Source organism: uncultured Maricaulis sp., assembly GCF_905480005.1.
Classification (GTDB): domain Bacteria; phylum Pseudomonadota; class Alphaproteobacteria; order Caulobacterales; family Maricaulaceae; genus Maricaulis.
Map to the genome: position 1 here is coordinate 1 of NZ_CAJQOO010000154.1, position 21,127 is coordinate 21,127.

The 21,127-nt window shown below is 63.9% G+C and carries 21 protein-coding genes and 1 tRNA gene; 9 read left to right on the forward strand and 13 right to left on the reverse strand.

The genetic code is table 11. The features are described 5' to 3' along the window. The 5 genes from QZ266_RS13230 to QZ266_RS13250 all read right to left on the reverse strand — a co-directional run. The coding region (locus QZ266_RS13230; protein WP_295695918.1) for a glutamate--tRNA ligase family protein at window positions 1–257 on the reverse strand (257 nt) is incomplete at its 3' end. 89 nt (window positions 258–346) lie between these two features. Further along, on the reverse strand, window positions 347–850 hold the full coding sequence (locus tag QZ266_RS13235; protein WP_295695921.1) for a hypothetical protein: 504 nt from the start codon (window positions 848–850) through the stop codon (window positions 347–349). 38 nt (window positions 851–888) lie between these two features. Further along, entirely contained in the window at window positions 889–1,437 is a 549-nt protein-coding gene (locus tag QZ266_RS13240) for a hypothetical protein (protein ID WP_295695923.1), read from the reverse strand. A 265-nt stretch (window positions 1,438–1,702) separates the two neighbouring features. Next, a complete protein-coding gene (locus QZ266_RS13245) occupies window positions 1,703–3,361 on the reverse strand; it encodes an NAD+ synthase (protein WP_295695925.1) in 1,659 nt (552 codons plus the stop codon). A 75-nt stretch (window positions 3,362–3,436) separates the two neighbouring features. Continuing rightward, entirely contained in the window at window positions 3,437–4,366 is a 930-nt protein-coding gene (locus QZ266_RS13250) for a Gfo/Idh/MocA family oxidoreductase (RefSeq protein ID WP_295695927.1), read from the reverse strand. A 186-nt stretch (window positions 4,367–4,552) separates the two neighbouring features. On the opposite strand from QZ266_RS13250, the gene QZ266_RS13255 reads away from it, so the two are divergent. Genes QZ266_RS13255 through QZ266_RS13265 form a run of 3 tightly spaced genes read left to right on the forward strand, consistent with a single transcriptional unit; the run spans window position 4,553 to window position 7,119 of the window. Beyond that, window positions 4,553–5,368, forward strand: coding sequence for a DUF3667 domain-containing protein (locus QZ266_RS13255; protein ID WP_295695929.1), 816 nt, complete (start codon window positions 4,553–4,555; stop codon window positions 5,366–5,368). 21 nt (window positions 5,369–5,389) lie between these two features. Then, the gene (locus tag QZ266_RS13260) at window positions 5,390–6,385 is read left to right on the forward strand and encodes an NADP-dependent oxidoreductase (RefSeq protein ID WP_295695931.1); all 996 of its coding nucleotides are present in this window, start codon (window positions 5,390–5,392) and stop codon (window positions 6,383–6,385) included. Then, on the forward strand, window positions 6,385–7,119 hold the full coding sequence (locus tag QZ266_RS13265) for a DUF3667 domain-containing protein (RefSeq protein WP_295695933.1): 735 nt from the start codon (window positions 6,385–6,387) through the stop codon (window positions 7,117–7,119). Before QZ266_RS13260 ends, QZ266_RS13265 begins: the two co-directional genes overlap by 1 nt. Here the strand turns inward: QZ266_RS13265 and QZ266_RS13270 are convergent. Together QZ266_RS13270 and QZ266_RS13275 are read right to left on the reverse strand one after the other, a co-directional pair. Then, window positions 7,112–8,434 (reverse strand): GAF domain-containing hybrid sensor histidine kinase/response regulator, encoded by a 1,323-nt coding sequence (locus QZ266_RS13270; protein ID WP_295695935.1) that lies wholly within the window; start codon window positions 8,432–8,434, stop codon window positions 7,112–7,114. The two genes, QZ266_RS13265 and QZ266_RS13270, sit on opposite strands and share 8 nt — an antisense overlap. A gap of 17 nt (window positions 8,435–8,451) precedes the next feature. Continuing rightward, window positions 8,452–8,820 (reverse strand): response regulator, encoded by a 369-nt coding sequence (locus QZ266_RS13275; RefSeq protein ID WP_295695937.1) that lies wholly within the window; start codon window positions 8,818–8,820, stop codon window positions 8,452–8,454. Between the two features lie 463 nt (window positions 8,821–9,283). On the opposite strand from QZ266_RS13275, the gene QZ266_RS13280 reads away from it, so the two are divergent. After that, window positions 9,284–9,550: an HU family DNA-binding protein gene (locus tag QZ266_RS13280; RefSeq protein WP_295695939.1), complete on the forward strand. Its 267-nt coding sequence runs from the start codon at window positions 9,284–9,286 to the stop codon at window positions 9,548–9,550. A gap of 97 nt (window positions 9,551–9,647) precedes the next feature. Here QZ266_RS13280 and QZ266_RS13285 read toward each other — a convergent pair whose 3' ends face one another. The 5 genes from QZ266_RS13285 to glmU are packed head-to-tail and all read right to left on the reverse strand — an operon-like array spanning window position 9,648 to window position 15,961. Then, complete coding sequence (locus tag QZ266_RS13285) at window positions 9,648–11,018, reverse strand: class II 3-deoxy-7-phosphoheptulonate synthase (RefSeq protein WP_295695941.1); 1,371 nt, start codon at window positions 11,016–11,018, stop codon at window positions 9,648–9,650. Window position 11,019: 1 nt separating this feature from the next. Beyond that, window positions 11,020–12,408: a glutathione-disulfide reductase gene (gene gor, locus QZ266_RS13290; RefSeq protein WP_295695943.1), complete on the reverse strand. Its 1,389-nt coding sequence runs from the start codon at window positions 12,406–12,408 to the stop codon at window positions 11,020–11,022. 30 nt (window positions 12,409–12,438) lie between these two features. Then, the gene (gene rpiA, locus QZ266_RS13295) at window positions 12,439–13,140 is read right to left on the reverse strand and encodes a ribose-5-phosphate isomerase RpiA (RefSeq protein WP_295695945.1); all 702 of its coding nucleotides are present in this window, start codon (window positions 13,138–13,140) and stop codon (window positions 12,439–12,441) included. Further along, window positions 13,137–14,606, reverse strand: a complete 1,470-nt coding sequence (locus QZ266_RS13300) for an NAD-dependent succinate-semialdehyde dehydrogenase (RefSeq protein ID WP_295695947.1) — start codon at window positions 14,604–14,606, stop codon at window positions 13,137–13,139. Before QZ266_RS13300 ends, rpiA begins: the two co-directional genes overlap by 4 nt. Then, complete coding sequence (glmU, locus tag QZ266_RS13305; protein ID WP_295695949.1) at window positions 14,603–15,961, reverse strand: bifunctional UDP-N-acetylglucosamine diphosphorylase/glucosamine-1-phosphate N-acetyltransferase GlmU; 1,359 nt, start codon at window positions 15,959–15,961, stop codon at window positions 14,603–14,605. The genes QZ266_RS13300 and glmU overlap by 4 nt, the downstream gene beginning before the upstream one ends. A gap of 114 nt (window positions 15,962–16,075) precedes the next feature. Between glmU and QZ266_RS13310 the strand changes: the two genes are divergently transcribed. After that, window positions 16,076–16,765: an HAD hydrolase-like protein gene (locus tag QZ266_RS13310; RefSeq protein ID WP_295695951.1), complete on the forward strand. Its 690-nt coding sequence runs from the start codon at window positions 16,076–16,078 to the stop codon at window positions 16,763–16,765. Between the two features lie 2 nt (window positions 16,766–16,767). On the opposite strand, the gene QZ266_RS13315 is transcribed toward QZ266_RS13310, so the two are convergent. Further along, the gene (locus QZ266_RS13315) at window positions 16,768–16,986 is read right to left on the reverse strand and encodes a phosphoglycolate phosphatase (protein ID WP_295695953.1); all 219 of its coding nucleotides are present in this window, start codon (window positions 16,984–16,986) and stop codon (window positions 16,768–16,770) included. 252 nt (window positions 16,987–17,238) lie between these two features. Between QZ266_RS13315 and QZ266_RS13320 the strand changes: the two genes are divergently transcribed. The 4 genes from QZ266_RS13320 to QZ266_RS13335 form a co-directional block, all read left to right on the forward strand. Then, window positions 17,239–17,313 (forward strand) — tRNA-Val (locus QZ266_RS13320). A gap of 192 nt (window positions 17,314–17,505) precedes the next feature. Further along, window positions 17,506–18,546, forward strand: a complete 1,041-nt coding sequence (locus QZ266_RS13325; RefSeq protein ID WP_295695955.1) for an extracellular solute-binding protein — start codon at window positions 17,506–17,508, stop codon at window positions 18,544–18,546. 2 nt (window positions 18,547–18,548) lie between these two features. Then, the gene (locus tag QZ266_RS13330) at window positions 18,549–20,171 is read left to right on the forward strand and encodes an iron ABC transporter permease (protein ID WP_295695957.1); all 1,623 of its coding nucleotides are present in this window, start codon (window positions 18,549–18,551) and stop codon (window positions 20,169–20,171) included. Between the two features lie 24 nt (window positions 20,172–20,195). Beyond that, the coding region (locus QZ266_RS13335; RefSeq protein WP_295695959.1) for an ABC transporter ATP-binding protein at window positions 20,196–21,127 on the forward strand (932 nt) is incomplete at its 3' end.

Genomic DNA, 21,127 nt, shown 5'->3' on the forward strand with positions numbered 1-21,127 from the left:
GTCTCGGCGGCGGCCGCATAGCGGTCGAAGCGGTCGGACTGCTTGAAGGTCTCGTCCCAGGAAATGCCCAGCCAGGTCAGGTCGGCGCGAATGCCGTCCTCGAAGGCCTGGGTGGAGCGTTCCACATCGGTATCGTCGATACGCAGCACAAAGGTGCCACCGGCCTTGCGCGCGAACAGATAGTTGAAGATCGCGGTGCGGACATTGCCGACATGAAGCTTGCCGGTCGGGCTGGGCGCAAAACGGACTTTGGTCATCGACGTGGAGCCTCACTGAGTTTGAGGCGCAGGGCTTAGCGCTGTCAGGGCATCGGGGCAAGCGGGGGGTGCGGATGGGGGCGGGCTCGCTAGTCGAAGACATGCGCATTCAACGCCTCGCCGGCCGGATCCTCAATACGCCCCGGACGACCGGCGACCCGCCAATAGACCCAGCCGCTGATCGCGCCGGCGGCCGCGAAGCTGGCTGTCAGAGCGAGGCCCGCCAGCCAAGGAGGCGTGCCATTGGCGCCCCAGATGATCGGAAGACCGAACATCTGGACGAGGCCCGCCCCCATGAGCGCGCCGGCGCAAAGGTCCGCTCGCGGACGCCTCAAGCCAAGTCGCCGTACGAGGCTGGTCAGAACAAGCATCGGCAACGCCGTCAATGCGATGACGAAAACACCCACAAACAAGCCATAGAGCGGTGACATGGTGATCGCGAGAAGGCCTGCCTCTGCGTTCGCCGATTCAGCCAGCAGCATGTATGCACCGAAACCCATCGAGATCAGGACGCCGGACACATAGCTGGCCAGCACCCAGGAACCGAACGCCCGCACGGGCGCTTTCCCCAGAATCTTGTTCGACCTGCCCATTATCATCTCCCTTTCACCGCGCCCGTCATTTGTGGCGCTCAATCCGCCCTCAGCTGGGCGACGGGGTGGCCCTGACCGGGCCGGTTGATGGTCAGTTCATGACCGGGTCTCCCAGCAGCCAGCCAGTAGGCCAGACCGCCGACACCGCCGCTGAAAGCCGCGAAGGCTGTGATGGCGACGCCGCGCGGCCCGTCCAGCAGCGGCCAACCGAAAAGCTGCGCATAGAGGGCGCCCATCGCGGCACCTGCCAAAAGGTCCGAGATGCCGCGGCGCCACCCGGCGGCGCGTTCAACAAAGACCAGAAGCGGCATGGGAATACTCGTCAGGAACGCGACCAGGAGGGCGTAACCTGCTGCGCCGGGCAGCGCCCTTATCAGGGTTCGCACGAAGTCGCCCGGCGCCGTTTCACCCCCCGCCAGACTGACCAGCCCAATTGCCCAGTAGGCGGTCAAGGCTGCCGCGGCGCACCCGGCAAGCCAGGCGGTCACCGGGTGACACGGTGCGGAGCGGGTCGTGACAGTCTCGGCATCCACAAACTGCAGGGCCGGATTGCACTCGCTTCCGGGAAGCTGCGCCAAAACCGTCATGTCCACCTCCATTCCGTTATTTCTGTTCTGACAGAAACAACGGATTACAAAAATGTGGCGGGGTGACGCAGGTGGTGGAGCGGCGCTTTGGGCGCAGTTCCGCAGAACACTTTTCCCGGACGCGCGTCAGCGCGATCCGGGACCAACGTGAGACTCATCGCTTGCCGGAAGCATCTGTGGGTCCCGGGTCTGCGCCCGGGAAAAATGGATCACGCAAGCGCCAGGAGGTGCTGGCGCGTCTCACCCCGTCCGATCTGTCCCAGGCTTAGTTCCGGAAGCGATTGGTGATCGGATAGCGCCGATCCCGTCCGAAATTCTTGGGACCGATCTTGACGCCGGGCGGGGCCTGTCGGCGTTTGTATTCGGCGCGGTAGAGCAGGTTCTCGATGCGCTTGACCTCGGCCTCGGCATGACCGTCGGCGACCAGTTCGCGGACCGAGCGCTCTTCCTCGATCAGGCCGTAGAGAATGGCGTCGAGTACATCATAGGGCGGCAGGCTGTCCTGGTCCTTCTGGTCCTCGGCCAGTTCGGCCGAAGGCGGCTTGGTGATGATGCGCTCGGGAATGACCTGGCCGACCGGGCCGAGACCGACCTGGTGATTGGCCGAATTGCGCCACCAGGCCAGCTCGAAGACTTCCGTCTTGTAGATGTCCTTGAGAGCGTTATAGCCGCCATTCATGTCGCCATAGAGGGTCGCATAGCCAACGGCCATTTCCGACTTGTTGCCGGTCGAGAGCACCATCGGGCCGAATTTGTTGGACAACGCCATCAGCACCACGCCGCGGGCCCGCGATTGCAGGTTTTCCTCGGTCGTGTCCGGCTTCGTCCCCTTGAAGGGCGTCGAGAGGATAGCGTTGAAGGAGGCAATCGTCGGCTCGACATCAATGATGTCATAGCGAATGCCCAGCGCCTCGGCACAGGCCTTGGCGTCCTCGAAGCTTTCCCGGCTGGTATATTTCGACGGCATCATTACCGCCCAGACCTTGTCGGCCCCCAATGCGTCGACGGCGATCGCGGCCGAAATGGCGCTGTCGATACCGCCGGACATGCCGAGTACGACGCCCGGAAACCCGTTCTTTTCGATGTAATCGCGCAAGGCGAGGGTCATGGCTTTCCAGTCAGCCTCAAGGCCGGACTTTACCGAAACCACCTGACCACCGGCGCCAAACCAGCCCTTGTCGGTCTTCAGCCATTCGACCGCGTCGATGCATTCCTCGAAGGCGGGCAGGCGCTGGACCTCACGCCCCTCGCTGTCACGCGAGAAGGAGGCTCCGTCAAAGACAAGCTCGTCCTGCCCCCCCACCTGGTTGACGAAAATCATCGCCTTGGGACTGTCCCACTTGTCGTACCAGCTGGAGAAAGCCTGTTTGCGTTCGCGCTCGATCGTCCGCCGCCAGGGCGAGCCATTGAGCGTGATGATCATCTCCGCCCCTTGCGCGATCAGCGCCTCCGGGACAGTTCCCAGCCACAAATCCTCGCAGATCGGCAGGCCGAGCTTGATACCGCGCCACTTGACGATCTCCGGCACCGGGCCCGGCGCGAAAACACGCTTCTCGTCGAAGACTGCGTAATTGGGCAATTCATGCTTGAAGCGCAGCGCCACGAGCTGCCCCTCATCAAGCAAGGCGACAGCATTGTGCAGACGCTTGTTCTGGCGCCAGGGCAGACCGATGAGGATGGCCGGCCCGCCGCGCGTGATGGCGGCCAGGTCATCCAGTGCCGCACGGCAGGCTTCCACCGCCGAGGGTTTGAGCACCAGATCCTCGGGCGGATAGCCCATCAGGAACATTTCCGGGAAGACAACCATATCGCCGCCGCGCGTACGCGCCTCGGCATGGGCCGCACGGGCCTTGGCCAGATTGCCCGCGATATCCCCGACGACCGGGTTGAGCTGGGCGGTAACGAGCAGGATACGATCGGTCATGCGCGCGACTTAGACCGCGCCGCGAGCGACCGCAAGTGGTGACGCGCCCGGAACGGGCCCGTCATACCGACCCGGTCAGCTGCCGTAGGTGCGCGCACCATCGACTGCCCGCGCCGCGTCCAGCGCCCGCAAGCCGGCAATTCCCGGCACCACGACGGGCGCACCATCGAGCACCGAGGCGATGAAGGCATTGACGTTCGCGCCCAGGGAATCCCTGGCGCTGGGGTCGTCGGCAAAGTCGGGATTGAGGTCGTAGGGCGTGGAGTTTTCGAATGTCTTGGCGACGAAGTCGATCTCCAGAACGCCGGTCTCATATTCGACCCGCATCTTGCGGTCCCGTTCATGATGCACACGACTGGCGATCAGATCAGCCGTACAGCCATTGTCGAAGACCAGATGAGCCTTGGCGACATCCGGATGCCCGTAACGGCCTTCATCGACCAGACCCTTCACCGTCTTCACCGCGCCGCCGGACAAGGCGATGACGAGGTCGAGGTCATGGACCATCAGATCCAGCGTGACCGAGACATCCAGGCACCGATCTGAAGGCGGGCCCATCCGGCTGGCAGTGACCTTTATCGGCGTCGCGTCGACCGCAAACAGGCCCATCGCGTTGAACACGAAACGCTCCTGGTGACCGACCTGCAGGACACACCCATATTTGGAGGCCAGCGTGATCAATTCACGCGCCTCCTCGACCGATGAGGCGATCGGCTTTTCCACCAGGACATGCTTGCCCATCGCGAGTGCGGTCGCGGCGGCCTCGAAATGGTGCACGGCCGGGCTCGCCACGGTGATGGCGTCGACCTGGTCGAGGAAGTCGGCGAAATTGTCGAATCCCTGGGCCCCGTGCTTCTCGGCCAGCGCGCGGGCACGCTCGAGATCCGGCTCGTAGACACCCACCAGCTCGACCCGCTCATGTGCGGCGTATTTCGACGCGTGAAAGCCGCCGAACACGCCGGCACCGACAATGCCGGTCCGCAGGATGCGAGAATTGGATGTCATGAACTCACCTCGTTTTATGGCGCCGTGAATAGCGTCGCCGCCGTCACGATCAAGCACGGCATGCATCACCACTTGTTTCGGGCAATTGCAGGGCAGTCGCTGCGATCCGCTGTCGCCCGGACGCACAATCACGCCTTGCACCCGCACAGACCGGGCCTAGGATGGCGCAGACACGGGGGAATACGCTTGACGGATACGCAAGACAATCAGGGTGAACCGAAAGGCCGGACCGGCGATACGCCGCTCGATTCCATCTCCATCGCTGCTTTCGATGTCGACGCGCGCATTTTCCGGACGATGCGGGACTATTTTCTCAGCCCGGTCGCTGTCGCCACCGCCGCGATCGAGCACGATTATTCGCGCTACCTGTCCCCGATCCGGGTCTATATCGCGCTTTTCTCCTTCCAGTTTGTGGCGGCCGCAATATTCGGCACCCCGGCCACCGCCACGATTGAGACGATGACGGCTGGCGTCGACATCGATTTCGACGTCTGGCTGGCATCCTCGCGCATGAGCTTCGACACCCCCCTCACCCTGGAGAGGGTCGAGAGTGAGTTGAAAGCGGTACAATCCCTGACCCTGTGGCCGCTGGCTGCGCTGTCTTCCCTGCCCTACCTGCTCGCGCTCAAACTCTACCGGCCGTCGATTCCACTCTGGGGCCATTTGCAACTCTATCTGGCCGTCAGCAATGTCAGCTTCATTGTCATGATCGCGCTGATCCCGATGCATACACTCGGCGGCTCCGGCATGATGATCAGCATGGCAATCGGCGCGGTCATCTTCTTCGTCTATGCGGGTATCCTTCTGGCCCATTTCTATGGCCGGTCGGTCACGGCTCTCGTCTTGCGACTTGCCGGGCTTGTCGCCGTATTCCCGATCACCATGTTGATCACGATAATCGGCACCCTCCTCACGGTTGACTGGGTGCTGGGAAACTCATTCGGCCTCGACCTCATGACACTTTCGGCGTCAGGGCCGTCTGCCGAACAATCCTCACCATAAGAAAGAAACGGGAGTTGGTTGATGAAATCGCGTGAAATCCATTTGAACGCCTATTTGAAGGGCGCACCGGATCCGAAATATTATGACGTCGTGGAGACGGAGCTCCCCGCGCCAGGCCCGGGCGAAGTCCTCGTCCGCAATCTCTTCATCTCGGTTGACCCCTATATGCGCGGCCGCATGAGCGGAATCCGCACCTATATCGCCCCCTTCGAACTGGGCAAGGTGATGGAAGGTGGCGCTGTCGGTGAGGTTGTCGAGAGCAATTTCGACGGCCTGAAGCCGGGCGACCACGTGTCATCCATGTTCGGCTGGCGCGAGGGCTATGTCGCCCCCGGCGAGGCGCTGACCCGGATCGATACCAGCCAGCTGCCGCCGCAGGCCTTTCTCGGCATTGCCGGCATGCCCGGCCTGACCGCCTATGTCGGCATCAAGCGCATGATCGACCTCCAGCCCGGTGAGACCCTGTGGATGTCCGGCGGCGCCGGCGCAGTCGGCACCTCCGGCATCCAGTTCGCCAAGGCGATGGGCGCCAATGTGATCGCCACGGCCGGTGGTCCGGAGAAATGCGCCTTCGTCAAATCGCTCGGCGCCGACCATGTCGTCGACTACAAGGCCACAGACGATCTGACAGCCGCGATCGCCGAAGTCGCTCCCAAGGGGGTCGACGGCTATTTCGAGAATGTCGGCGGCACGCATTTCACCGCGGCTCTGAACTCGCTGCGCTCAAAGGGGCGCATGGCCGCCTGCGGCATGATCCAGCGCTATAATGACACCAGCGCGGCGACCCTGCCCGACAACCTCACCCAGATCGTCGGCAAGTCGCTGACAATTCGCGGCTTCATCGTGTCCGATCATGCCGACATGTTCGGCGACTTCGTGACGGATCTCGGTGCCTGGATGGCGGCGGGAAAAATCAAGCCGGCCGAGACGGTCATGGACGGTATCGAGACCGCCCCGGCGGCTTTCTCGGGCCTCTTCACGGGTCAGAATACCGGCAAGATGCTGGTCAAGATCTGATGACGGAGGGGGCGCAGGACGAGACCCCCGAAAAACGCCGCGTCCTCGAGGACGTGCTCGACGAGGTGTTGAGCTTCAACTTTCGAAGCCTGCGCACCTTGCGCGACATCTTCCTGCGCCCCGCCGCTGTTTGCCGTGCCTTCCTGGCCGGCGACCGGCACAGTTACACGCCCACCATGCGCGTCTGGTTCGGCGTGCTGACCTGGATGTTCGTCCTGTCCCTGATCTGGGGCGGTTGGGGCGAGATCATATGGCGGGCCTCCGGTGACGGAGCGGGCTTCGCTGATGCCCTGCGTGAGGGCAGACGAGACATTGATGCGGTCCGCGACGCGATCTCGACCATGGCCGCCCTGCTCTACGTCCCGATAGAAGCCCTCTTGATGCTGCCCGGCGTGTTTGCCCTGACCGCGATGCGCAAGGGCGCGGGCTTTCTCAAAGCCACCCAGTGCTATTTCGTGCCGGTGACTGCCAGCTCTGTGTCGAGCACACTCGTTCTCATGCTCTCGGTCGTCTGGCCCGGCATCCTGCAATGGGGAATGGTGCTCAATATGGGTGTTTTCGTCCTGATCGCCGGACCGGTCATCAGGGCCGGGTTCGCCGATGGCTGGCCGGGCACGATCGGCAAGACACTTGCCCTCGCACTGGTCGTCCTCGGCCTGTCGATGATGGCCCGGATCACGACTTTGCTGATCAGTATTGTCTGGGCCTTGTCCGAGGTTCCGCCCGTCAGCTGACCGACATGCCCTCGTCCGCTCCACCGGGCAGTTCGAGCCAGAAACAGGCCCCGCCACCATCGGCCTGGCGGTATCCCAGCACCCCGCCCATCAACTCGGCCAATTCCCGCGCGACCGCCAATCCGAGGCCGGTGCCCCCATGGGTCCGGGTCGTGCTGCCATCGGCCTGACTGAACCGCTCGAAAACCGTGGTTTCACTGCCGAGTGGCAGACCGGGCCCGTCGTCCTCGACACAGACCATGACCTGCCCGTCCGAGCCCGGACCGACACTGACCCTCGGCGCCTCGCCCGCGAATTTGAAGGCATTCTCGACGAGACTGGCCAATACCTGCACGGTCTTGGAGTAATCGGCGACCACATCCACCGCGCCATCACCGCTGACGTCCACGGAAATTCCGTCACGAAAATTCGCCGGCCCGCCCACATTGATGGCCTCGGCAGCGGCCCGCGCAATGTCGAACCGGGTCATCTCAACCGACAAGGTCCCGTCCTGCAGGGCGGCGGCGTCGAGAATAGCGTTCACAGTGTGCAGCAGGGACCGGCCGGACCGATCAATTGTATCCAGCCACTCCTCGGTCTCCTTCGGCCCCACGCCCAGTCGCAGGATCGTCACGCCCCCCAGAATGCCATTCAACGGCGTTCTCAATTCATGGGACGTGTTGGCGAGAAATTCGGTCTTTGACCGATTGGCCAATTCGGCCGTCGCCCTGGCCTGCTCCGCCTGCAGGACCGCTTCGCGCAGTTTCTCATTCGACTCGCGCAAGCGGTCAGCATTGCGCTGCCGCTCGGACAGCTCCATCGCCAGGCCGATATACTCGGCCACGGCGCCGGCGAATGCGACGTCTTCCTCGTGCCAGATTCGTTGCCCGCCTGTTTTCTCGCAACAGACCACGCCACGCAGACCACTCAGGTCCCGGATTTGCGCGTCCAGCATCGAATGAATGTCCAGCACATCGAGATAGCCGACCGCGAACTCACAGGTCCTCGGATCAGTGCGGGCATCATCCGCCGCGATCACCCGCGCTGTCTTGAAGGCGTCAAAGTAGGACGGAAAATCGTGCGCGTTCAGCGCCCCCTCGCCAGACAGCCGGTCATCGGGCGCTTCATGCAGGCACGCGCAGTTCAAGGCCGCCCCATCCTCCCGCAGCAGCCATATACTGGCCCGCTCGACCTGAAGCATGCCGGTCAGGGACTGAACGGCGACCTGCATGAAGGTCACCAGGTCGTCACCGGTCTGACGGCCGACCTGCATCAGTCGGTCCAGTTCCGCATTATATCGCCGGAGGCGCTGCTCGGTGGTTTCGGTCTGGCGCATGGATGTCGGCCGGCCCCCTACTGCCTGGTGAAGAAGGGGGCGCAAATTTCGCTGATTTGCTCCGGATCATACGGACGCTCAATCACACCGGCCAGCGGGAAAACGGATAGCTGTTCCAGCAGGCGCTGGTTCATGGCGGCCGTGACGACCAGAATGCGTGGCAGGAGATCGGCCCGCAAACGGTTGACGTCTTCCACGACCTCGACCCCGTCGACGATCGGCATCATCACGTCCAGTAAAACCAGATCATAGTCGACCTCCGCAATCCGCGCCGCCGCGCCGACGCCGCTGGTCAGCTCGTCGATTTCGCAAAGGCCCTCAAGCGACCAGCGAAAAATCTCGCGATTGACGGCATCGTCATCGACAATGAGGATTCGGTTGCCCACCCCGATCACGACTCCCTTTAGACTGGGAGCAGCCTTCCCCATCTTGGCGCAAAACACAACCAGCCTGCAGTCAGCGCCGGGTCAGGCGCCCCAAAGTCCAGCCCGCGGCAATCGCGACCAAGAATGCGGCCAGGGAACCTTCCGCACCTGCGAGATGGGCGAGCAAAAAAGCGCCCAAACCTGCTGCAAGTGCGAACGGGAGCATGCGAATCGGGCGATTCGTGGGTTGTGCGTTTCGAGTCGGTTCACCGTGATACATGCTGCGTATGGGACGCAATTTGGGGGCCGAGCTGCGAAAAACCGTGTTTTGACCGGGAAAATACAGCGATTTGGCTCGGATTCGCCTGTTGCGCCTTGCAATCCCGGGCGGTTCTTGGCCTTGATGGACCGTCAACGAACACGCGATAGCCGGACGGATACGATGACCGTACTTGCCGGACCGCGAACAACTGGGGGGAACCCTATGAACAAGTCTGATCTCGCCAAGTCTGTCTCTGAAAAGACCGGCCTGTCCCGCGCACAAGCGGGCGAAGCTGTTGATGCCGCCATCGAAGCCATCGTCGGCTCGGTGAAAGGCAATGACAGTGTCCAGATCGCTGGCTTCGGCACCTTCTACGCCAAGCACCGTGAAGCGCGTGAAGTGCGCAACCCGCGCACCGGCGAAACGATGATGTCCAAGGCGCGCACCGCGGCGGCTTTCCGTCCGGCGGCTGCCCTCAAGGACATCTAATCAGTCCAACGGGTTCTGATTACGTCAAACGCCGTCCGGATCTCTCCGGACGGCGTTTTTCTTTGCCCGATGGCTGGACTTGAACGTGTAGCCCGGCTCAGGCCGCGTCGACGGCCGAGTTATTGTTCCGCACACGCTTGAGGCTCTCGGCGATACGGAAGGCCATGTCGAGCGCCTGGTCGGCATTGAGACGCGGATCGCAATGGGTGTGATAGCGCGCCGCCAGATCAGCCTCGGTGACGGTCTTGGCGCCTCCGACGCATTCGGTGACATCGCGGCCGGTCATCTCGAAATGCACACCACCCGGATAGGCCCCCTCGGCATAGAGCACATCCATGAAGCCTTCGAGCTCCAGCAGGATGCGATCAAAGTCGCGGGTCTTGTAGCCATTGCCGGTCTTGTGCGTATTGCCGTGCATCGGGTCAGACGACCAGACCACCTTGCGGCCGGCCTTGGTGACCGCAGCGGCCAGCGCCGGGAGATTCTTGCGGACATTGTCCGCGCCCATGCGCACGATCAGCACCAGACGCCCGGCCTCATTGTCCGGATTGAGCGCGTCGATCAGCGGCAGGAGATCGTCCGGCTGCATGGTCGGACCGCATTTCACGCCGACCGGATTGGAGATGCCGCGGGCATATTCCACATGCGCGCCGTCGAGCTGACGGGTCCGTTCCCCGGTCCAGATCATGTGTGCCGAGGTGGCGTACCATTGACCGGTATTCGGATCGCGCCGCGTCAGCGCCTCCTCGAAGGGCAGGTGCAGGGCCTCATGGCTGGTAAAGAAGTCGACCGCCTCGAGGGACGGCGCACTGTCCCGACCGATGCCGCAGGCCTTCATGAAGGCCAGGGCTTCGGAGATGCGGGTAGCGGTCTCGGCATAACGCTCGGCCGCCGGACTGCCGCTCACGAAGTCCTGTGTCCATTGGTGAACATTGTGCAGGTCCGCATAACCGCCGGAGGCGAAGGCCCGCAGCAGGTTCAGCGTTGACGCCGACTGGTCATAGGAGCGGATCAGGCGCTGCGGGTCCGGCTCGCGGGCCTCGAGTGTGAACTCTGAACCATTGACGCTGTCACCGCGATAGCTCGGAAGGGTCACCCCATCGATGGTCTCGGTGTCCGAGGAGCGCGGCTTGGCAAACTGACCCGCAATCCGGCCGACCTTCACGATCGGCTTGGACGCGGCAAAGGTCATCACCACTGCCATTTGCAGCAGCACGCGGAATGTATCGCGCACGCCTTCGGTGGAGAACTCCTTGAAGCTCTCCGCACAGTCACCGCCCTGCAGGAGGAAGGCATTGCCGGAACTCACATCCGCCAATTGCCGGCGCAGGCGCCGCGCCTCACCGGCAAAGACGAGAGCGGGACGAGCGGAAAGCTCGTCGATGACGGCCTCCAGCTTGGCCGTGTCCTTGTAGTTCGGCATCTGGCTGACGGGCTTGGCGCGCCAGGATTGGGGAGACCAGGTCATTTTACTCTGCTGCTTTCAACTCCGGTGGTGTCCATTTTTCTTTCATGGTCACCAACTCTTCCGCACTGGTCGGATGCACGGCACAAGCCGCATCATACTGATCCTTGGTCAGGCCCGCCTTCACGGCGATCCCGGCCAGCTGGATCATTTCAGGCGCATCCGGCCCGACAATATGCACACCCAGCACCCGCTCTGTCTCCCCGTCGACGACGAGTTTCATCAACATCCGCGAGGCTTCGGACGTGAGCGACAATTTCATAGGACGGAACGACGTCTTGTAAACATCAACCTGTGCAAATTTTTTGCGCGCATCAGCCTCCGAGAGACCGACAGACCCAACAGGGGGCTGTGTAAACACGGCTGACGCAATGTCTTCGTGGTCATAAGCGGTCGGCTTGCCGTCGAACACCGTCGCTGCAAAGGCCGCACCCTCGCGGATGGCCACCGGGGTCAGATTGACCCGGTTGGTGACATCGCCCACGGCATAGACATTGTCCGCCGTGGTCTGCGAGAAGGCGTCGACCTTGACCGCTCCCCTGGGGTCGAGCGCCACGCCGGCCTTGTCGAGACCAAGCCCATCGACGTGCGGATTGCGGCCGATGGCATACATGACGACATCGGTATCGATATGTTGGCCGGTATCGAGATGGACACGCTTGCGGCCATCGTCGAGCGCTTCGATGCGTTCGAACACGGAATGCGTGACCACACGCACGCCCGAGCGCACAAGCTCTTCATGGACATGACTGCGCACATCATCATCAAAGCCGCGCAGCACGGTATCGCCGCGATAGACCTGACAGACATCTGCCCCCATCCCGGCAAAGATCTGCGCGAACTCACAGGCGATATAGCCACCGCCCGCGATGACGACATGCTTCGGCAAGTCTTCCAGATGGAAAGCCTCATTCGAGGAAATGCCCAGCTCGGCGCCCTCGATCTCCGGCACATAGGGCGTGCCGCCAACCGCGATCAGGATCTTGTCGGCGGTGATGGTTTTGCCGGACTTCACCAGCCGGATCGTGTGCGCACCCTCGAACACGGCCCGGTCCTCGATGATCTCGACACCGGAATTGTTGAGATTGCGCATGTAGATACCGGATAGCCGATCAATCTCGGCATCCTTGGCATTGATCAGCTTTTCCCAGCTGAACGCCGTCTCGCCGACCGACCAGCCATAGCTCTCGGCCAGTTTGAAGGTCTTGGCGAACTCGCTGGCATAGACCAGCAGCTTCTTGGGCACGCAGCCCCGGATCACGCAGGTCCCGCCGACCCGATACTCCTCGGCAACGGCAACACGGGCAGCCCCGTACTGCTTGGCCATACGCGCTGCACGTACGCCGCCGGAACCGGCGCCAATGACGAATAGATCGTAGTCGTACTGGGTCATGCTGTTACCTTCGTTGAATAGTGCAGCGTGTTACAATTCCATGACCCGTGCGTCACCGTCTTCTCCGACGATGACCACACGGGCCAGATCAATGAACAGGCCGTGCTCGACCATGCCCGGAATGGCTTTCAAAGCCTGATCGGCGAGCCGGGCATCCGGGATCGCTTCGCAGGACGCGTCAAGAATGTAATGGCCACCATCGGTGACCAGCGGCTCCAGCCCGTCGCCCTTGCGGCGCAACTGCACGTCCGGCGCCGCCACGCCGGCCTTGCGCAAGGCGTCATAGACATGGCCCGCCGTCAGCGAGAAGCCGAAACGGTCAACCTCAATCGGTAATGCGAATTTGCCCAGTGTCGAGACCAGCTTGGTCTCGTCGACCATGACGATCATCAGATCGGAGGCATGGGCAATGATCTTCTCGCGCAGCAGGCAGGCCCCGCCGCCCTTGATCAGCTGGAAACGGCCATCGACCTCATCGGCACCGTCAATCGTGATCGCGATGTGATCGACATGATCAACATCGATCAGCGGAACACCGTTTTCGGTCGCAACTTCGGCGGTGCGCTGCGAGGTCGGAACACCCCGCACCGTGAGCCCGTCCTTCACCTTCTCGCCGAGCAGGCGCAGGAAAATCTCCGCCGTCGACCCCGATCCGAGCCCCAGCGTCATGCCGTTCTCGACATAGGCGAGCGCGGCGGCGGCGGCCCGCGTCTTCTGGCGTTCGGCACTCATTGGTCGACGCCGCCGAGGAGGACGTATTTGAGTTCGGTGAACTCCTCGACACCCCACTTGCCGCCTTCGCGTCCGATTCCGCTTTCCTTGACCCCGCCAAAGGGCGTCGAGGCCGCACCGACCATCGGCGCATTGACGCCGATCATGCCGTACTCAATGCCTTCGGTCAGGCGATGCACGCGGCCGATGTCGTTGGTGTAGATATAGGCGGCCAGGCCAAAGGGCGTGTCATTGGCGAGCCTGATGATGTCGGCTTCGCTCTCCGCCCGATAGACCGAGGCGACCGGCCCGAATATCTCCGAACAGGACACATCCATGGACGGGTCACCGCCATCGATCAGGGTCGGCGCGTAAAAGGAGCCTCCGAGCTCATCGATCAGCGGCTTGCCGCCGGTCACGATGCGGGCACCGGCTTCGCGGGCCTGGACAACCAGCTTGTCGACACGGCTCACCGCTTCCATGTGGATGAGCGGGCCAACATCCGTACCCGCTGCGAAACCGTCACCGGCCTTGAGCCTGGAAATGCGGGCTTCCAGCGCCGCGACCAGTTTGTCGGCGATGGCAGGCTGGGCGATGATGCGGTTGGCCGAGACACAGGTTTGACCGGAAACCCGGAATTTCGAGGCGATCACGCCGTCTGCAGCCGTCTCGATATCAGCGTCATCCATGACGATGAAAGGCGCATTGCCGCCCAGTTCGAGGGCGACGCGCTTCACGGTCGAGGCGGCCTGTTTCATCAGCAGCTTGCCGACGGCGGTCGAGCCGGTGAAGCCGATCATGCGGACATCGTCCGAACCGGTCAGCACGCCGCCAATCGCCGGGGCGTCACCACAGACAACATTGAACACGCCGTCGGGAATGCCGGCCCGCTTGGCCAGCTCTGCCAGCGCCAGGGCCGAGAGCGGGGTTTCCGGTGCCGGCTTGATCACCATGGTACAGCCCGCGGCCAGGGCCGGCGCACATTTTCGGGTGATCATGGCGTTCGGGAAATTCCACGGCGTGATGCAACCGACCACGCCGATCGGCTGACGGATGGTCCAGCCACGAGACCCCGGGAATGGTGTCGACAGCGTTTCACCGTGCACGCGCTTGGCTTCCTCGGCAGACCATTCGATGAAGGACGCGCCATAAACGACCTCACCCTGGGCTTCCTTGTTGACCTTGCCCATTTCCAGCGTGATCAGAACGGCCAGGTCCTGAGCGTTCTCCATGACCAGCTGATGCCACTTCATCAGGAGTGCGGCGCGTTCAAAGGCCGAGCGTTTCTTCCAGCTCTCGAAGGCGCGGGTCGCTGCGGCCACGGCCTGGCGGGCGCCGGCCTCACCGACATCACCGATCGTCGCGATGATGTCGTTATTGGCCGGGTTGAGGACATCATTTCCGCCCTCGCCCCTGACCCACTGGCCATCGATGAAGCTTTCGGTGCGAAACAGGCTTTTGTCGCTCAGGCGGTCCGTCACACTCATTTCTGGCTGTCCTTTCTGGATTTCCGGGCCTGTTTGGCGGCATGGAAGCGCGCCGCCCAGCCGGACTTGTGGGATTGCGGGGTCCGCGCCAGGCACAGCGCGTCCGCGGGCACATCACTGGTGACAATGGTTCCGGTCGCCGTGAAAGCGCCCTCACCGACGCTGACGGGCGCGACGAGACAGGTATTCGACCCGATGAAGGCATTGGCGCCGATCACCGTACGATGCTTGTCATATCCGTCGTAATTGCAGGTGATGGTCCCGGCCCCGATATTCGCGTTCGCGCCAATCGACGCATCGCCGATATAGGTAAGGTGAGAGACTTTTGCGCCCTCGGCGAGCTGCGATTTCTTGATCTCGACGAAATTCCCGACCCTGGAGCCGGCTCCCAGCTCGGCTCCGGGACGCAGGCGGGCGAAAGGTCCGGCATGGGCGCCACGGCCCACATGCGCCCCCTCGATATGGGAGTGCGCGTGGATGACCGCATCCTCCTCGATCACCACACCGGGGCCGAAGACGACATTGGGCTCGATGACGACATCGCGGGCAATCTGCGTGTCATGCGCGAAGAAGACCGTTTCCGGCGCGACAAGGGTCACCCCGTCCGCCATCATCTGCGTGCGCATGCGCGCCTGGAAAGCAGCCTCGGCGGCCGCAAGGTCGGCCCGCGAATTCACCCCGAGCACCTCATCACCATCGGCGATGACGACGGCCGCTCTCAGGCCGCGATCACGGGCCAGGCCGACCACATCGGTCAGGTAGTATTCGCCATTGGCATTGTCATTGGTGACCTCGCCCAGCAGATCGAAGAGAAGCTCGGCCGGCGCCGCCAGCACGCCGGAATTGACCAAGCCGACGGCACGCTCGGCCTCATTGGCGTCCTTGAACTCGACAATCCGGTCCAGATCACCGGCCTCATTCGTGATCAGACGTCCATAGGCGGCCGGGTCCGCCGGCTCGAAACCGAGCACGGCCACTGACGCGCCGGCTTCAAGCGCCGCGAAGACACGGCTCACCGTGGCCGCGGTGATCAGGGGCGTGTCGGCATAAAGGACAATGGCGTCGCCGCCGAGATCGGCCAGCGCCTCACGGGCGGCCTGCACCGCGTGGCCAGTGCCCCTGGGCGGGTCCTGCAGCGCAGTTCGTGTCCCCAGCGCTTCAGCCGCACCCTTCACCGCCGGTGAATGCGCGCCATAGACGGTGACGATATCACCGGCACCACACTCGCCGGCCAGGGCCACAGCCCAGTCCAGCATGGGGCGTCCCCCGACCGGGTGAAGCACTTTCACCGTCTTGGACTTCATCCGTGTGCCTTGGCCGGCAGCGAGGATGATGGCGGCGCGGGTTCGGGACATGGCGACTTCCTTGTTCCGGGATTCGTCGGTTTCGACCTGTCAGGCGCTATAGCCTATCGCTCCGGCGTGCGTAACCTAGCTTCTCCTGCTTTCAACGCTCAAAGGCCTGAAATCATGCCCGACCTTGATGATGCCGCCCTGTTTGACGGCGCCGCGATAGCCTTTGACCTCGACGGCACGCTGGTCGACACGGCACCGGACCTGCTGCGCGCTCTCAATGCGGTGATTGTGCCGCGTGGCCTCGAAGCGGTGGAATTGCACGCGGTGCGCGCCATGGTCGGGCGCGGGGCGCGCGCCCTGCTCGAACGGGCCCATGACAGCCAGGGCCGCACGCTTGAGGGTGCCGATGCGGCGGTCGCCGACTTCATCGAGATCTATGCCGCCGACATTTGTGCCGACAGTCAGGTTTTCGACGGTGTGGAAGCGACGCTGGACTGGTTGCGCACGCGCGGCAGCCGCTTGTCTGTCTGCACCAACAAGCCCTCCGTCCTGTCGGACGCCCTGATGGCGGAGACGGGTCTGGCGGGATATTTCGACCGGATCATCGGGCCGGATCGCACAACGGCCAAGAAGCCGGCGCCGGATCATTTGCTGGAGTCACTCGGCGGCGGTTATGCGCGTGCCGCCCTGGTCGGGGACAGCGAACCGGATGTCGCCTCGGCGGCCGCGGCGGGCCTGCCCAGCATTGTGATGAGTTATGGCTATAGTGAAAGACCGGCCGACTCCTTGGGAGCCGACCGGGTCATTCATTCATTCAGCGATGTACCGCTGGCGCTCGCCGAACTGTGGCGGGCGAGGGCCTGAAATCAGGCCGTGCGACGCTCGCGACCAGCGTCATTGGCAGCGCGGGTCGGCATGCCGTTGACGAGGTTGGAGCGCACATCCGTGCGGGCAGACCGCATGGCGGGCATGAAGCCGGCTTCCACGAGGTCAACGGAGACATCATAGCCACGCTCGGCCCAATAGGCTTCAATGCGGGCTTTCAGACGACGCGCACCGTCGGGCGTGCACAGATCATTACTCATGAACAAAACCTCCTGCTCGACCGAAGCTCTCCTCGGCCGGGAATTGCGTCCAATCGGGTGATTGACGGGACCGGCCACTGCGGCCGAATTCCAGCTTGGTGGAGGCTGATATAGGGAGCAGGCGCATATGACGAGAGTATGATGGTGTGGCAAGTTGTCGCACGCGCCGCAAGTGTCATCTGCACTTCAACTTCCTCGCGTAGTTGACCCGTCCGAAGTGCCTGCTTATACGGTCGCTTTCCGGAAACACCCGGGCGATTAGCTCAGCGGGAGAGCACCTCGTTCACACCGAGGGGGTCACTGGTTCAATCCCAGTATCGCCCACCATTTCCAGACTTCCCCGCCCCAGCTGACCGATGAAGCCCGCGGGCATGCGCATTGATTCCTCGCGAATCCCCCTGCCCCGCACCGCGCGCACCTGCCTGCGGCGCCATGGCGCAGCCCATTCCTGCACGGACTTCTTGCGAAACATTCTCAGAAATGGGAGAGGTGTTGCAAGTCAGTCTTAACAGGTGAGCCATGAAATCGGTGAAACTCCTCGCATTTGCTGCCAGCCTCGCTGTCGCAGCCTGTTCCCAGCCGGCCGATGAGGTCAGCGAGACCGCGCAAGTCGTCAATGTCTACAGCGCCCGCCACTATTCCAGCGACGCCGCGATTTATGCTGCCTTCACCGAAGAGACCGGTATCGAGGTCAATCTCGTCTCGGCCAATGGCGACCAGCTGATCGAGCGCGTGCGCGCCGATGGCGAGCGCAGCCCGGCCGATGTCATCATCACGGTCGACGCCGCTCGCCTGCACCGCGCTGAACAGGCCGGCCTGTTCGCGCAGACCGATTTCTCCGACCTGACCGGCTCGGTCCCGGCCAATCTGGTTGACCCGGAAGGCTATTGGGTCAGCTTCGCCAAGCGCTCCCGCGTGATTGCCTGGTCGAACACACGCGTCCAGCCCGGCGAAATCACGACCTATGAGGACCTCGCCGATCCGCAATGGCAGGGCCGCATCTGTGTCCGTGGCAGCGGCAATGCCTATAACCAGTCCCTGCTGGCGTCCCTGGTCGCCCATCTCGGCGAAGAGGGAGCGCAGGCCTGGGCCCAGGCCATTGTCGACAACATGGCGCGCGACCCGCAAGGCGGTGACCGCACCCAGATCAACGGGATTGCTGCCGGCGAGTGCGATGTCGCCATCACCAACCATTACTACTACGCGATGATGGTCAATTCCGACGACCCGGCCGCCCAGGCTGCCGCGGCCCAGGTGACGCTCTTCTTCCCCAATCAGGACACGACCGGCGCCCATGTAAACGTGTCCGGTGCCGGCATCGCCGTGAACGCGCCGAACACGGACAATGCCCGCGCCCTGATCGCGTATTTCTTCTCCGACACAGCCCAGCGCGCCTTTGCCGAGATGACCAATGAAATCCCGGTCCGCACCGATGTCAGCTGGGAAAACCCGACCCTCGCGGCGATGCTGCCCTTCGTGGAAGACGATCTGAATGTCTCCGATCTGGGCGATCACAATGAGACGGCCCAGCGCATCTTTGACCGGGTCGGCTGGCAGTAGGCGTGCGCCCGGCGACTGCCTTCACGCGCCCGGGCCGGATCCTGCCCGGGCGCGCCACCAGCCTGGCCATCCTCGCCGCGACCCTGTGCGCGGCTCCGATCCTGGCTGTGATCTGGATCGGCCTGTCCGGCGAGACCGGTGATTATCTGCGCCATCTCGCCGGCACACGCCTGCCCACCTATCTCGCCACCTCGGCGCTGGTTGGGCTGATCGCCGCCGGCGGCGCCGGGCTGATCGGTACCGGACTCGGCTGGCTGATGGCCCGGACCGACTTTGCCGGTCGCCGCACACTGGGCTGGATCCTGATCCTGCCCCTCGCCGTACCGGCCTATGTCGCCGCCTATGCCTGGCTCGATCTCAGTACCGCTGGCGGACCGCTGCACGCGGCGACCGGCGGTCTCTTCCCGACCATTCGCGGCAGCTGGGGCGCAGGGCTGATGTTTGCCCTCGTCCTCTACCCCTATGTCTACCTTCTGGCCCGCAATACGTTTTCCAGCCAGTCCGCAGACGCCTATAACGCCGCCCGCACACTTGGGGCCGGCCCGTTGACCGCCTTCTGGCGCACCTCCCTGCCCATGGCCCGCCCGGCAATTGCCGCCGGCCTGGCACTGGTGGTGATGGAAAGCCTGGCCGATTACGGCACGGTCTCGCATCTCGGTGCGCCGACCCTGTCGATCGGCCTGATCCGCGCCTGGAGCGGGGCTGGATCGCTGGTCGATGCCGCCCGCCTCTCCCTCGTGCTCGTTTTCATCGCCATGCTGGTCTTCGGCCTGGAACGGGCCCAGCGTCGCCGCGCGCGCAGCGTCAATGCCGCCGGCCGTCACAAGCCCTCGCCGCGCATCCGTCTCAGCGGGCTGCCGGCGCTCGGCGCCCTGACAGCCTGCCTGCTGCCCCTGGCCCTGGGCATGGTGATCCCGCTCGGCCGCCTGGTCTGGCTGGCTGCCCATACCGAGACCGCGCCGGGCCTCGCCGCGGCCAGCTGGCACTCCCTGACCCTGGCCGCGATCACCGCGCTGATCGCCGCCGCGCTCGGCCTGGCCACCGCCTATGCCCTGCGCAGCCGCACGGCGATCGCGACCCTGGCCGCCCGGGCGGCCGGTCTGGGCTATGCCGTCCCCGGCGCTGTCGCCGCGGTTGGCGTGATCGCCATTCTTTCCGGCACCCAATCCCTGCTAGACCCGGCCTGGCGCGCCATCACCGGGGAGGTCTTCCCCATCCTGCTGACCGGCACGGGAGCCGCGCTGGTCTTTGCCTATCTCTCGCGTTTTGCCGCCGCCGCCATCAGCCCGGCCGAAACCGCGCTGACGCGCGTCACCCCCTCGCTGGACGGCGCCGCCCGCACACTGGGGGCGAGCCGCGGCCAGCGCGTCTGGCATATTCACTGGCCACTGATCGTCGCCGGGGTGACCTCGGCCGGACTCCTGGTCTTTGTCGAAGTGCTCAAGGAATTGCCGGCAACAATGATCCTGCGCCCGTTCAACTATGACACGCTGGCCATTATCGCCCACAACTTCGCCAGCGATGAGCGTCTGGGCGAAGCGGCCCTGCCCTCACTCCTCATTCCGCTGGTCGCCCTGCTTCCCATGATCTTCGTGGCCCGCTACCTATCCAGACAGGATCGCTAGCCAGAACGCCCCGGGGGACGCCGCATGGCGGACACACGCACAGTGTTGAGCATTCGCGGCGCAGAGCGTCGCTACAGGGCCGACCACGCCGCCCTGGCCGGTGCTGATCTCGATCTGCACGCCGGGCGCATCACGGCGCTCCTCGGCCCCTCGGGCAGCGGCAAATCCACCCTCCTGCGCGCCATCGCCGGACTGGAGCGTCTGGAGGCGGGTTCGATCTGCCTTGGCGACACGTGCTGGAATGACACCACCACCCATATCCCGCCGGAAGCGCGCCGGGTCGGCATGGTCTTCCAGGACTATGCCCTCTTCCCGCACATGACGGCGCTGGCCAATGTCGCCTTCGGGCTCACCGGTCCGGACAAGACTGCCCGCGCCCAGGCCCAGCTCGACGCGGCGGAACTGGGCCACCGGGCCAAGGCCTATCCGCACGAGCTCTCCGGCGGCGAGCAGCAGCGCGTCGCCCTCGCCCGGGCGCTGGCGCCGGAGCCGACTGTCGTGTTGCTGGACGAACCCTTCTCCGGCCTCGACCGGCGCCTCCGCGGCGAGCTGCGCGAACGCACGGTCGACACATTGCGCGCGGCCGGAACCACCGCCCTCATCGTCACCCATGACGCCGAAGAGGCCATGGCCGTCGCCGACCAGCTGGCCCTGATGGATGGCGGCCGCGTGATCCAGACCGGGTCACCGGATGAGGTCTGGATGAGCCCGGTGAGCGCCACGGCGGCGAAACTGCTCGGGGATGTCGAGATCATCGAGGCGCGCGTTACGGGCGGCCAGGCCGAGACACCCTTCGGTCCTGTCGATGCCGATGGATTTGAGGACGGCCAGCCGGTCTCTGTCCTGATACGTCCCCGCGCGTTCACGCTCACGCTTGATGAAGCGGGCGCCTTCACCATTACCCGTCGGCGCTCCGCCGGCCCTCACCTCACCCACCGCTTCGCCAGCGATGCCGG

What these genes read in the sequence shown, in the direction of transcription:
- QZ266_RS13235 (WP_295695921.1), bottom strand. Translation starts at nt 850, where the DNA reads ATGGGCAGGTCGAACAAGATTCTGGGGAAAGCGCCCGTGCGGGCGTTC.
- QZ266_RS13240 (WP_295695923.1), bottom strand. Translation starts at nt 1,437, where the DNA reads ATGACGGTTTTGGCGCAGCTTCCCGGAAGCGAGTGCAATCCGGCCCTG.
- QZ266_RS13245 (WP_295695925.1), bottom strand. Translation starts at nt 3,361, where the DNA reads ATGACCGATCGTATCCTGCTCGTTACCGCCCAGCTCAACCCGGTCGTC.
- QZ266_RS13250 (WP_295695927.1), bottom strand. Translation starts at nt 4,366, where the DNA reads ATGACATCCAATTCTCGCATCCTGCGGACCGGCATTGTCGGTGCCGGC.
- QZ266_RS13260 (WP_295695931.1), top strand. Translation starts at nt 5,390, where the DNA reads ATGAAATCGCGTGAAATCCATTTGAACGCCTATTTGAAGGGCGCACCG.
- QZ266_RS13265 (WP_295695933.1), top strand. Translation starts at nt 6,385, where the DNA reads ATGACGGAGGGGGCGCAGGACGAGACCCCCGAAAAACGCCGCGTCCTC.
- QZ266_RS13270 (WP_295695935.1), bottom strand. Translation starts at nt 8,434, where the DNA reads ATGCGCCAGACCGAAACCACCGAGCAGCGCCTCCGGCGATATAATGCG.
- QZ266_RS13280 (WP_295695939.1), top strand. Translation starts at nt 9,284, where the DNA reads ATGAACAAGTCTGATCTCGCCAAGTCTGTCTCTGAAAAGACCGGCCTG.
- QZ266_RS13285 (WP_295695941.1), bottom strand. Translation starts at nt 11,018, where the DNA reads ATGACCTGGTCTCCCCAATCCTGGCGCGCCAAGCCCGTCAGCCAGATG.
- gor (WP_295695943.1), bottom strand. Translation starts at nt 12,408, where the DNA reads ATGACCCAGTACGACTACGATCTATTCGTCATTGGCGCCGGTTCCGGC.
- rpiA (WP_295695945.1), bottom strand. Translation starts at nt 13,140, where the DNA reads ATGAGTGCCGAACGCCAGAAGACGCGGGCCGCCGCCGCCGCGCTCGCC.
- QZ266_RS13300 (WP_295695947.1), bottom strand. Translation starts at nt 14,606, where the DNA reads ATGAGTGTGACGGACCGCCTGAGCGACAAAAGCCTGTTTCGCACCGAA.
- glmU (WP_295695949.1), bottom strand. Translation starts at nt 15,961, where the DNA reads ATGTCCCGAACCCGCGCCGCCATCATCCTCGCTGCCGGCCAAGGCACA.
- QZ266_RS13310 (WP_295695951.1), top strand. Translation starts at nt 16,076, where the DNA reads ATGCCCGACCTTGATGATGCCGCCCTGTTTGACGGCGCCGCGATAGCC.
- QZ266_RS13315 (WP_295695953.1), bottom strand. Translation starts at nt 16,986, where the DNA reads ATGAGTAATGATCTGTGCACGCCCGACGGTGCGCGTCGTCTGAAAGCC.
- QZ266_RS13325 (WP_295695955.1), top strand. Translation starts at nt 17,506, where the DNA reads ATGAAATCGGTGAAACTCCTCGCATTTGCTGCCAGCCTCGCTGTCGCA.